General features: G+C 46.2%; 8 protein-coding genes and 1 pseudogene. All 9 read right to left on the bottom strand.

Annotated features, from left to right (window positions below; genetic code table 11):
• Positions 1-24: 24 nt before the first annotated feature.
• The gene (gene treC / locus AC4E8D_RS13125; protein WP_490206299.1) at positions 25-1,746 is read right to left on the bottom strand and encodes an alpha,alpha-phosphotrehalase; all 1,722 of its coding nucleotides are present in this window, start codon (positions 1,744-1,746) and stop codon (positions 25-27) included.
• Between the two features lie 369 nt (positions 1,747-2,115).
• On the bottom strand, positions 2,116-3,471 hold the full coding sequence (gene dctA, locus AC4E8D_RS13120) for a C4-dicarboxylate transporter DctA (protein ID WP_490206298.1): 1,356 nt from the start codon (positions 3,469-3,471) through the stop codon (positions 2,116-2,118).
• A 238-nt stretch (positions 3,472-3,709) separates the two neighbouring features.
• A complete protein-coding gene (locus tag AC4E8D_RS13115; RefSeq protein WP_339308020.1) occupies positions 3,710-4,402 on the bottom strand; it encodes a metal-dependent hydrolase in 693 nt (230 codons plus the stop codon).
• A gap of 98 nt (positions 4,403-4,500) precedes the next feature.
• Positions 4,501-6,213, bottom strand: coding sequence for a glycoside hydrolase family 13 protein (locus tag AC4E8D_RS13110; protein WP_445252498.1), 1,713 nt, complete (start codon positions 6,211-6,213; stop codon positions 4,501-4,503).
• Between the two features lie 350 nt (positions 6,214-6,563).
• Entirely contained in the window at positions 6,564-7,022 is a 459-nt protein-coding gene (locus tag AC4E8D_RS13105) for a VanZ family protein (protein ID WP_490206297.1), read from the bottom strand.
• 41 nt (positions 7,023-7,063) lie between these two features.
• Positions 7,064-7,931, bottom strand: a pseudogene (locus tag AC4E8D_RS13100) (effector binding domain-containing protein).
• A 264-nt stretch (positions 7,932-8,195) separates the two neighbouring features.
• Positions 8,196-10,628 (bottom strand): glycogen/starch/alpha-glucan phosphorylase, encoded by a 2,433-nt coding sequence (locus tag AC4E8D_RS13095; protein WP_339184434.1) that lies wholly within the window; start codon positions 10,626-10,628, stop codon positions 8,196-8,198.
• A gap of 468 nt (positions 10,629-11,096) precedes the next feature.
• Positions 11,097-12,200 (bottom strand): glucose-1-phosphate adenylyltransferase subunit GlgD, encoded by a 1,104-nt coding sequence (gene glgD, locus AC4E8D_RS13090; RefSeq protein ID WP_221824932.1) that lies wholly within the window; start codon positions 12,198-12,200, stop codon positions 11,097-11,099.
• 26 nt (positions 12,201-12,226) lie between these two features.
• A complete protein-coding gene (locus AC4E8D_RS13085) occupies positions 12,227-13,396 on the bottom strand; it encodes a glucose-1-phosphate adenylyltransferase (protein WP_076217121.1) in 1,170 nt (389 codons plus the stop codon).
• Positions 13,397-13,482 lie beyond the last annotated feature (86 nt).

Genomic DNA, 13,482 nt, shown 5'->3' with positions numbered 1-13,482 from the left:
TCACTTCCTATTTATAAAATGTGATTAGTCCTGTTGTGGCACAAGCCACATATAGGATGCATACGGACTGAGAGAGATTTCCTGCGTCAGCGCAGGGGCTGCCTCCGTATTCCCTATGAGTAACTCTGCTGATTTGCCTGCAATATGATCATTCCAGACCACTTCCGGAAGCGAAAACGTGACGTCTCGTTTACTGAAGTTGGATACAACAATCAGGGTTTCACTTCCATTGGTCCGTGCGTACGCGAATACATCCGGGTGTGCATCGTCCAATCGTTCATACAGACCGTCGATCAGCACGTTAACCTGTTTACGCAGGGCAATCAATTTGCGGTAGTGGTAGTAGATCGAATCTGGATCAGCCAGCTGCTGTTCCACGTGAATCGAAGGATACCGCTCATCTACCTTCAGCCAAGGTGATCCGGTAGTAAATCCGGCGTTCTTACTTCCATTCCACTGCATCGGTGTGCGGGAGTTGTCCCGGGAACGCTCCTTCACGATTTGGAATGCTTCTTCAGCAGATTTGCCTCGTTCTTCCTGAAGCAAGCGGTACATGTTCGTTGATTCGATATCACGGAACTCACTAACGTCATTCCAGACCGGATTCGGCATACCGATCTCTTCACCCTGGTAGACATAAGGTGTACCTTGCATTCCGTGTATCGTTGTTGCGAGCATCTTCGCACTCTCGGCACGATAATCACCATCATCGGCGAATCGGGATAATGCCCGAGGCTGATCATGGTTATTAAGGAACAGGGCGTTCCAGCCACCACCAGCTTGCATGCCTGTCTGCCACTCACTAAAGAGTTGCTTCATCGCTTCGAAATCATACGGCATCAGTTCCCACTTCTGACCATTCGGATAATCCACTTTCAGGTGATGGAAGTTAAACGTCATCGAAAACTCCCGGGAAGCCGGGTTCGAATATTGGATACAATGTTCCAGTGTTGTGGAGGACATTTCCCCTACGGTCACCATGTTGTAAGGCCCGAATACTTCATCGTACATCTCGGTGATGTACTCATGCACACGCGGTCCATCCGTGTAGTATTTGCGTCCATCACCCGGTGACACGCTACCATCATCATCAGGGAACCGCTGGTCTTTGGAGATCAGGTTGATCACGTCCATACGGAAACCATCCACACCTTTTTCGGCCCAGAACTTGATCATATCCCGTACAGCTTTGCGTACTTCTTCATTCTCCCAATTGAGATCTGCCTGCGTTTTATCAAATAAAGTCAGGAAATATTGTCCCGTCTGTTCATCGAACTGCCAAGCAGGCCCACCGAACTTGGATTGCCAGTTGTTTGGCACACCGCCATCCGGAGCAGGATCTTTCCAAATATAATAATCCCGATACGGATTATCCTTGGAAGAACGGGATTGCTGGAACCACTCATGATCGGTCGAGGAGTGATTCACCACGATATCAATCATCAGTTTCATATCACGAGCCTTCAGACCTTTCAGCAATTCGTCAAAATCCTCCATCGTTCCATAATCCGGATTAATCCGATAATAGTCCGCTACGTCATACCCATTATCATGCTGCGGAGATACATATACCGGCTGCAACCACACAATATCGATACCCAGATGCTGCAAATAATCAAGCTTCTCGGTTAATCCACGAATATCTCCAGTACCCGATCCGGTTGTATCATTAAAACTCTTCGGATATACCTGATACACCGTTGATGTCTTCCACCAAGATGACGGAGTTGTGTTATTAGAACTCATGTTAACGCCTCCAATAAATGTAATGCTCTTATGTGATGTTCTCGGCTAACTTCATATCTATATTACATAAGTAAACATGTATATACAAGTTGAAACTATAATATGTATATTCTTCGCCTCTTCTACACATTCCCCATAAATCTTTCCTCTGTAACATTTATTTTGGAATCTGCGTTCGTGAACTCCATGATATCTGTATTGGGATAACAAGAAACCGTCTGTTCTTCCCACGATGGATGCGGGCAACAGACGGTCTAATTTGGTTGAACTTGTTAATTGAATTTGCTGTTCGTCAGTCAATGATTTCGTTGATTTAAATGATACGGTTACTTTCACTTGACTAAGTCACTCTAGTAGGCACATTGCCTCCTACGACATCTCCGGTGAAACTGCGGCTTTACCCTGTTTTTCCTGCATATTCAACATCAATAAAGATAGTGCAGCTTGCTCTTCCCTTTCCAGTTCAGCAGCACTGATCTCACCAGAGAGTACGGCACGCATTCGCTTTTGATCCAGCAGACCTTCCCATTTTGCCACCACAAATGCTGCGACACAGTTGCCCATCAGGTTGGTGAATACACGCATTGTATCCATGAATCGATCTGCACCAAGCAGCAGAGCAACCGCTGCTACCGGAAAAGCATTGACAGCCACTGCCGTTGCAGACAGGGCCAAGAATGCGGAGCCAGGTACTCCTGCCATGCCTTTGGAACTTAACATCAACACCAGCAAAATCGTAATCTGCTGCATCAATGTCAGTTCAATCCCTACGGCCTGAGCAACAAAAACCGTTGCCAAGGATAAATAGATCGAAGCGCCATCCAGATTAAACGAGTACCCCGTCGGCACTACAAGACCCACAACCGCACGATCACAACCCGCCTTGGTTAGTTTGTCCATCATGCGTGGCATCACCACTTCTGAGGATCCGGTTCCAATTGCCAGCATCACTTCAGAACAGGTATACTTCACAAATTGCAGGAAATTCAGCCCGGTAATCCACCAGGCAGCCAATGCCAGCATGACCAGAAACAGCAGCGCTGCGCCGTAACAGGCCAGAATTAACAGACCAAAGGATGATAAAGTGGAAGCCCCATAGGCACCTACCGTGTAAGCCATGGCTCCAAATGCACCAATTGGCGCGAGTTTCATGATATAACCGATGATGCGGAACATAATGCCGAGCAAGTTCTCAATCAGCGTAAGTACATTCTCTTTTGCCTTACTCTCCGTTGCTGCCAGCGCAACCCCGAACAGGCAGGCCACGAGCAGTACTTGCAGAAGTGCATTTTGTGCAAAGGCATCCACAACACTTGTCGGAATAATATTCATGATAAAGTCTACCGTGTGCGGTAACTCGGAACCATTGGTTTTCGCTTCAATGCCGCTTGCGTCTATGGTTGAAGGGTCCACGTTCATTCCGGCACCGGGGCGAAGCAGATTGGCTGTTCCCAATCCAAGTACCAGCGCCACTGTAGTTGCAATCTCGAACCACACGATGGCTTTCAGCCCGATGCGACCTACTGACTTCAGATCGCCGATCTTGGCAATACCTGTCACAATCACCATGAAAATCAGTGGTGCGATGATCATCTTGATTAATTTGATGAAACCTGTTCCGAGCGGTTGCAGCAAGCTACCCAGATCCGGCCACAGGATGCCTACGCCAATCCCGATGATTACCGCTACAATAATTTGAAAAAATAATGATTTCATAAATGACATGAACGCTCCCCCTGTTTGCGGTCAATTCGGATTTCTGTTTGGTTCCCGTGTAACTTTTTATATCATTCTAAACGGGAGTTCAACAATGGAATTTCAATGTTTTTGTCATTTGTACCAACTCTATCGGTGAAAATTGAACCTGAAACCGAAAAAAGACGAATATCACGTCAGTTATCTTGACGTGATATTCGTCTTTATCCATAAATCTATTTATTATTGAACAGCGGTTAAATGTGCATCACAGGGTAATAGATTCTCCGGGGGCGAGCACACGGCCTTCCAACCCTTTTGCAGCCAGTTGTTGCACGAAGTGTTCCGCATCCTGACGAATTACCGGGAACGTATCATAATGAACCGGAATCGTCAGTTTGGCATTACACCATTCGGCCGCTTGCAGCGCATCCTCAGGTCCCATGGTGAAATGTCCACCAATCGGCAAGAAAGCTACATCAATATCATGACGATCACCGATCATTTTCATATCCCCGAAGAGACTTGTGTCTCCGGCATGCAAAATCGTTTTACCACCAATATTAATGATATATCCAGCAGGCAAACCTGCATACATGATCCGTTGTTCTTCTTCCAGCACAATCCCCGAAGTATGGAACGCCTGAATCATTTTGGCTTGAGCAAAATCAAGATCTACCGTTCCGCCCATGTTCATGCCGAGTGTATCCAGACCTTTCCAAGACATATATGTAGCCAATTCCACAATAGCCACAACTTTGGCGTTATTTGCTTTGGCAATCGGTTCAGCATCGAGGATGTGATCCATATGTGCATGTGTCAGCAACACAACATCGGTCTTAATATCTTCAGGCTTCGTGACGGCAAGCTCGTTGCCACGCAGGAAGGGATCAATGATCAGAGACTTTTCTTCTGTGCCCAGCTGTACACTGGAGTGACCGTGGAACGTAATATTCAACAACTTGGATTCCTCCCGACATATGTTTTGATTATTTTGAAAACCACTATTTATTATAAATCATAGCTCTTCACCAACGCAAAATTACGCTAGCCTCCGTCTCACCGCTGCTTACGATATACCCTTGCTTCATACGGCTGAAGCTGAATCGCGCCTTCATCGGTAGAATAACGTCTGCTTACATTGCTGATGATCAGCTTGGCATGCTCGGAATCCCAGCCTTCCGGCCAGTGCATCTCCGGTTCATGCCCACGAAAATTCAGAATGACCAACATCTGCTCATCATCCAGCGTTCGTGTATAGGCATAGATATCCGGATCATCCGGCAGTAACAGTTCATACGCCCCATAGATAAGCACTTTATGCTGTTTGCGAAGCACAATTAACTTACGGTAATAATGCAAAATGGATTGCGGATCACTTTCGGCATCAGCCACATTAATCTCAGGATAATTATCATTCACCTGAATCCACGGCTGACCCTGGGTAAACCCTGCATGTTCCGTCTCATCCCATTGCATCGGCGTGCGGGCATTATCGCGACTCTTCAGCCAGATCGCCTGCATGACTTCATGCTTCGACTTACCTTGACCAATGTAATGATTGTAATAATTTTTGGTCTCGATGTCCCGGTACTGCTCGATATCCGGGAAAGCGACATTGGTCATGCCAATCTCTTCCCCTTGATAGATGTAGGGGGTCCCTTCGAGTGTAAGCATCCATGTCGCCAGCATCTTAGCAGAACGTACCTGATATTTACCATCATCACCAAAACGGGAAACCGGACGTGGCTGATCATGGTTGCCCATATAATTGGCGTTCCAGCCTCTACCATGCAAAACCGTTTGCCACCGGCTCATGATTTCTTTGAGATCTGTCAATTTCCATTCCTTATAGTTCCATTTACCAATTCCGGAGGATTTAGCATCGATAAACATATGCTCAAACTGGAATACCATATTAAGCTCATCACGATCCGTCCCGACATAAGCCAAGGCCTGCTCAGGCCCAAGTCCCGAAGTCTCGCCAACTGTCATGGGTCCGTAGGGTTTCAGGATCATGTTATTCAGCTTCTTCAAGATCGAGTGTACCTGTTCCAGGTTGGAAAAGAGCTGATACGCTGGAACCACCGGCAGATTATCCGGATTGTGGGCACTTGGCAGACCCTCTGCCTTGGCGATATGCGCCACTGCATCGAAACGGAATCCGTCGACCCCTTTTTCCAGCCACCAATGCACCATCTCATACATCTCTTCAGCCATCTGTGCATTGTTCCAGTTGAGATCCGGTTGCTGTTCGGAATACAGATGCAGATAATATTCATTTGTCTCGGGATCATGCTTCCACACCGAACCCCCAAAATAGGACTCCCAATTATTCGGCACCTGCCCATTTTTGCCTGAACGCCAAATATAATAATCCCGCTTCGGATTCATCTTTGACGAACGCGATTCAGCAAACCACGCATGTTCATCTGACGTATGATTCAGCACCAGGTCCATCATGATCTTGAGACCACGCTTGTGTGCCTCTGCCAATAATCGATCAAAATCCTCCATCGTGCCATACTTGCGTAAAATGCCGTAGTAATCCCGGATATCATATCCGTTATCATGTCCTGGTGAATCGTAAATGGGACAGAGCCAGATCACATCCACGCCTAAATTCTCCAAATAATCGAGCTTTTCATAGATTCCCTGCAAGTCGCCATATCCATCCCCGTCCGAATCTTTAAAGCTGCTCGGGTAAATCTGGTATACCACACTCTCTTTCCACCAAACGATATCGCCCACCTCGCTCTCATCTTTGTCCACTATATAAATTGAACTAAAGAATATTTACACTGGACACTCCGATGACAGAACAACCTTCCGATCGCTGTTATCCCCAGATTTTATGAATTCCCCTTATAAGGGGAAAATCCGGGGATAGCGTATGCTTCCGATGCAGCTTTCTTTCAGAAAGCTTTTAGGCGAACTCTTTCGCTTCCTCAGGTTATTTCTGTCCTCTCCGTTTCGTGTAAAAGTTTAGTTCAATTTATATATATAATCTCTGCTCACGATATAAATAAGCCGTTAATATGTTTTATCCGAAATGATTCCCTTGTAAACATTTGAAAGGTATCTTATGCAAAAAGACCCGGTCATGGACCGCGATCTGCGGTTCAATTCCGAGTCCTTTTTTGTGAACATAAGACTAACTTAAATCCGGCGTATCCGATCCAGGCACCGATCGTGTTCAGAATAAAGTCATCCACATCAAACGAACCTACACGTGTAATCAATTGTGTGACCTCGACACCCAGCAGAAGTAAAACAACTGTAGATGTAAATGTCAGGAACGAACGACACCTCCGAAACAACCATGGAATCCAGATACCCAGCGGAATAAACAATACGATATTGCCAAACAGGTTTTTGACCCAGGTATCTGTATTGTACCTCTCCCTCTCCATAAGAAGTGGACGAATCGTCTCGAAGGGTACGAGATTATATTGATAATACATGCTAGGTGTTCGTCCACTGACAAACAGTAAAATGCCCATAATCAGTAGGTAAAGGACTGCCATGCAAGTAACAATGGTCAGCATCCACTTGGAGTGGAGCCACGACTTTTCGCTCATTCATCTGTCCTCCGACCTTGAATTCCGCGAAGCGGTAAGGTCTATTTTAACGGGATATAGATCTTCATGTCCAGTTGTTCAGGGGTCGATTTCCAGACATCCGTCACTTCAAAGTCCGGCCCTTCCCTCCGTTCATAGTTCGACTGCGGCAGCCAGCTGCCATAGATCATTTTACGAATATCCTGCCCGGAGCCTTCCACGGTGAATTCTGCATACAAGCCGCCCGGAATTTCAATCGAAGTAAAACCGGGTTCAAGTACCTGCGATGTTCCACCGCTTTCTTCACCCACAATAAAAGAAAATGCTCCATCCTCTTCAAAATGACAGGCCACACCATAAGCCATATCAGGGCGTGTCCTCTCCGGGATTGCCATGAATTTCTGTTCCATGCCAAAATCGTGATAAAATCCGGGGATTTCAGCATAATGCTGATTGTCATTCAGGTTGGTCTTATATTCATAGCCGACAATCCAGTTCGGTGCCAATGTGACCAGACGGGGTGTGTTCATGTGGAAAGTTCCATCAAGCTGAGTTCGATAATCGTTAAAATCAATGCTCCGCTGCATCTTCAAAAATGACAACTGATCCACTTCCAACTTACGCAGCTTCGCGGGTGTCATTCCAAAGTAAGCTGAAAATGCACGTGTAAATGCCTCTTGAGATTGATAGCCAAAGCTCATCGCAATGTCCAATATGCCTTCCGATGTGCCCCGCAACATCGCAGCAGCCTCCGTTAATCTGCGTCTGCGCACGTATTCCAGTACTGTGAATCCCGTAATTGCCTGGAATAAACGCTGAAAATGAAACGCCGAAAAGCTCGCAGCAGCGGACGTCTCTGATATTAAAATCATCTTGCAAATGCTGCTCCAAATACTCAATAGCAAGCTGAATTCGTGTGTAATGATCCATAGTGACGGCTCCCCTATCTAATTCAAAATATCAAACGATTTCTTATGTAGTATGACTGAGATCCAGATCTTTTTTTTGATTTTGTGTGCGAACTTGTATGATGAAAAATACGCGAGTTTCGCTTATCTTCAAGTTGAATGACACTATGATACACTGTATGCCAAAATCCCCTTGTTCTACAAGGAGATGCTCTCTACGATGGTTGATTTACCAGCAGAGATGTCTCTTGTGAACAAGGGGACTTGTTAGTCTAACAATCTATTCTTAACCTTTCCAGTTCCCGGACACGGGATGAATACCCCAGATATCTGTCGCATACTCACTAATGGTACGATCACTGGAGAATATGCCGGAATGAGCCGTGTTTAATATCGCTTTCCGAGTCCAGCCCGGAATATCCCGATACGCCTGGTCAATCGCAGCATGCGCGTCTGCATAAGCAGCAAAATCACGCAATACAAAGTATTCATCACCATGGGCCAGTAAGGAGTCATAAATATCCCAGAACTCCCCGTCACGATAACAGAATGCACCTGGATGTACTAATTGCTCCACAACCTCGCGAATGCGTTCATCGTGCTGCACAATCTCATTCGGACGATAGCTACCCGAACGATAGTACTCAAGCACTTCGTCTGCACGCAGACCATAGATGAACATATTTTCTTCCCCGACCTGCTCCGCCATCTCCACGTTGGCTCCATCCATCGTGCCAATCGTTAAAGCACCGTTCATCATAAATTTCATGTTGCCCGTACCGGAAGCTTCCTTACCTGCGGTTGAGATCTGTTCACTAACATCCGCAGCGGGAATGATTTTCTCTGCGAGAGAGACGGAATAATTCTCGAGGAAAAATACCTTCAAGCGGTCATTCACGGCCGCATCCCGATTCACTGTGTCAGCCACGGTGTTGATCAGCTTAATAATTTTCTTGGCAAAATAATAACTCGGCGCTGCCTTGGCACCAAAGATGAACGTTCGTGGTACCATATCAAACGAAGCATCATTCTTAAGCCGGTTATACAGATGCATGACATGCAGAATGTTCAACAGCTGACGTTTATACCCGTGCAGCCTCTTCACCTGTACATCAAAGATGGAATCCGGATTCACTGCTGTCCCGGTATGGTCCAGAATATACGCAGCAAGCCGCTCTTTGTTATCCCGCTTAATCAAACGGAACTGCTCCTGAAATGATGTATTATCCGCAAAGCCAGCCAACTGCTCCAGCTTGCCCGGCTCTGTTATCCAATCGTTACCGATTGTATCCGTAATCAGATCCGACAGTTTCGGATTGGCATGCATCAACCAGCGGCGATGGGTGATACCATTCGTTTTGTTATTGAAACGCTCTGGATACAGTTCATAGAAGGGAGCCATCTCACGCTCTTTCAAAATCTCGGTATGCAAAGCAGCAACACCATTCACGCTATGACTGCCTACAATCGCCAGATGTGCCATCCGTACCTGATCGTTTGCAACAATCGCCAGATGCCCTATGCGATCCTGATCTCCTGGATACCGGTCCAGCAGCATGCCACAGAAGCGTTTGTTGATCTCTTCAATGATCATGTAGATTCGTGGCAGCAGCCTGCTGATCATGGATACAGGCCACTTCTCAAGCGCCTCACTAAGCGTTGTATGATTGGTATACGATACAGTACGGGTTGTGATATCCCATGCTTCATCCCAGCCATACCCCTTCACATCAATCAGGATGCGCATCAGTTCTGGAATAACCAAGGTTGGATGCGTGTCATTAATGTGGAAGGCCACTTTATCAGGCAACCGATCATACGGTAGCTCCAGCTTGTTGAACGTACGCAAGGCACTCTGTACACCTGCCGAGCACATGAAGTATTGCTGCTTCAATCGCAGCAGCTTTCCTTCATACTGGGAATCATCTGGATATAGAAACTCCGAGATTGATTCAACCGAACGGCTATAATCCAGATAACCGTAATAGTTCGAAGGGGTGTCGAGTGAAGTCTCGCGCTTTGGCTCGGCACTCCAGAGTCGCAATGTATTTACATGGGTCTGACCATAACCGATGACAGGCACGTCATAGGGAATGGCGATAACCGATTCGGCATCTTTTGTAACAAACTGATATTCTCCATCCTGCTCATGAGCTTCTACCCGGCCCCAGAACTGTACTTCCACCTTTTTGTCTGGACGGCGGACTTCCCATTCATTGCCCTTATCCAGCCAATTGTCGGGTAACTCGACCTGATTACCATTGATGATTTTTTGCTCAAACAAACCGTATTTATATCGAATCCCGCAACCATGTCCTGCATATCGGAGTGAAGCGAGTGAATCCAGGAAACAGGCAGCGAGTCGTCCCAGACCTCCGTTACCGAGTCCTGCATCCGCCTCCTGCTCTTCCACCTCTTCCAAGGAGAAACCCAGATCAGCTAAACTATCACGGACCAATTCCAATTCATTTACATTCAGCAGATTGTTGCCGAGCAGACGTCCAATCAGGAATTCCAGCGAGAAGTAATAGACCTGTTTATCCTGGCGCTGCTTGAACCCCTGATTCGACGCTGCCCAATCCTGGCCTGCATATTCACGAATCATGCTTCCCAGTACATGGTACACGTCTTCCTGTGTTGCTTCTTCAATCGGTTTGCCCAATTTGCTGACCAGATTCCGTGTAAATATGCTCTTGAACGTTTCCTTGTTGTCAAACAAAAGTAGGTTCCTCCCGGGGAAATCCTGCAGGATGGTGGCGATTCATACAAATCGAACTAAATTATATTTACACTGGCCACTTCGATGACAGAATAACCTTCCGATCGCTGTTATCCCCAGATTTTTTTGATTCCCTTTTTGAAATGGGAAAATCCGGGGATAAAGGCGAGCGCTACGCTTCTTCAGGTCATTTCTGTCCTCTCCGTTTTGTGTAATTATTCAAGTTGAATTTATATAATACAGGATAAAATTTGAAACCAGCATATGCTTTCGAAGCAGCTTTCTTGCAGAAAGCTTTTAGGCGACCGCTACGCTTCAGAATCGATTTCGTTCCCTTCACTACGTTTGCATGCTGGTGAGAACTTTCGAAGATGCAATTCATTCGTCGAAAGTGTATGAACCTTAAATCCATCCTACAGGATTTTTATTTTATATATATTTATAGAAGATATCGGTTACGTGTGGGCATTAGATAATAGTACTTTTCGCTAAAATGTATGGATTCGACGGGTCACCGATCAGCGTCTGTCCTCCGGTGAGCTTCACGTCTTTATCGAGAATGACGTTCTCAAGTACGGTTCCTTCACCAATGTAGCATTTTTGCATGATGATTGAACCCTTAATTTTGGCACCTTTAGCCACCTGTACGCCCCGGAATAAAATGCTGTCTTCCACCTCTCCAGCTACAATGCAGCCATTCGCGAGAAGTGAATGTTTAACATCGGCGGTATCCAGATATTTGGCAGGTGCTTCGTATTTAATTTTGGTCTGGATCGGATCTTCCTTGAACAGCTGTTCATATTGCCCTGTGTTCAGCAGATCCATACTGTTGCGGTAATAACTGTCAATGGAATTGATGACTGCGTGATAGCCATCATATGCATACGCAGCGATATTCAATCCATCCGGATTTTTTTGAATCACATCCCGAAAGAAATGGCTCTCGCCATGATCAATGCAGCGCTGCACCTGGCGCAGGAACAATTCCTTTTCCATAATGAAAATTTCTGTATATATATTCGCGTGATTAGCGCTTTGGTGAATGTCCACCACGTTACCGTCCCCGTCATGATCAACTTTGACACAGGCGTCATGCTCAGGCAGCAGCTGATCCACTTTTTTGCAGACCAGTGTAACGTCCGCTCCTTTACTGATGTGATACCTGTAGACATCCTGGAGGTCTGCTTTGGTCACATGGCGACTGCCCGCATGCACTACATATTGCCCTGCACCTCTGCGGAAGAAGTCCAGATTGTTATGGAAATGCTGCAAGTCCCCCTGTGATGTATCTGTTGGGTCGTTCCAGTCCGGCGGTAAAATAAACATGCCCCCATGCTTACGATCCAAATCCCAAGGCTTGCCGTCACCGAGATGGTCCATCAGCGAGCGATACTTACGACGGACAAATACCCCTATGCTCTCAATTCCGGCATTCATCATATTAGATAGAACAAAATCGATCAGACGGTAACGCCCGGCATAAGGCACCGCGGCTCCGCAGCGAAAGTACGTCAATTCCTTCAATTCCTCAAGTTCATGGTCAAGGTTAATAACTCCGATCAATGATTTCATCGCATGCACCGTCCTTTTGGCTTCAATTAGGCCTTGCTGGTTATTCCTTGGCGAAGCTGACGCTCCAGTTCTTCCTGATCGACGAGTAATATATCACTCTCATCTCCCGGTGCGGGCGAAATCTGTGTTCCATCCGGAATAACCAATCCTTCTGCAATGATTGCTCGGTGAATACGCACATTTTGCCCGATCTTCACCCTTGGCATGATGACAGAATCTATAACGGCGCTGTTCTCCCCAACCTCAATTCCGTAGAACAGAACGGAATGATTGACCTCTCCATGCACCACACTGCCTTCACTAATAATACAATTCCGCACTTTGGCCGAAGGCGAGATGTATTGTGCAGGTTGGTTCGGATTACGTGTGAAAATACGCCAGTCCGGGTCATTCAAATTAAACGGGGTATCTTCGTCCAACAAATCCATATTCGACTCCCACAGACTGCGAATGGTACCTACATCTTTCCAATACCCTTCGAACGGATATGCGTATAAGGATTTTTCATTTTCAAGCAATAACGGAATGATATCTTTACCAAAATCATAGGAGGTGGATGCCTGTTGTTCATCCTGGATCAGGAAACGTTTCAGTACATCCCACTTGAAGAGATAGATACCCATGGAAGCAAGTGTGCTCTTGGGCTCAGGAGGTTTTTCTTCGAATTCATAGATGCTATAGTCATCGTTGGTATTCAGCACACCGAACCGGCTGGCTTCTTCCAAGGAGACATCAATGACCGATATGGTGCAATCCGCATCTTTTTCTTTGTGATATTGGAGCATTTTTTCGTAGTCCATCTTATAGATATGATCCCCTGACAGAATGAGCACATGCTCAGGATCGAATTGTTCAATAAAGTTCAGGTTGCGGAAGATCGCATCCGCTGTACCCCGGTACCAGTTGCTACCGTCTTCACGTTCATGCGGAGGAAGTACGTATACCCCGCCGTTTTTCCGATCCAGATCCCAGTCACTGCCAATGCCAATATAGGAATGTAAGACAAGTGGTTCATATTGAGTTAATACACCCACTGTATCAATACCAGAATTAGAGCAGTTACTCAACGGAAAATCAATGATTCGGTACGTGCCCCCAAAATATACAGCCGGCTTAGCCAGTGATTTGGTCAATCCTTTTAACCTCTTACCTTGCCCTCCGGCAAGTAGCATCGCTACAACTTCTTTTTTCGCCATCATTACAGCCTCCTCCACGTGCATTCGTTCTGATTCATTTCAGAGCCCATAATCGATATTCTGTTGTGTGGACACTGTTGTCATGA

It is taken from the genome of Paenibacillus sp. SRL342, assembly GCF_984798905.1.
Note: the sequence above shows the minus strand (reverse complement) of the source record. Positions and strands in the feature narration are given on the sequence as shown.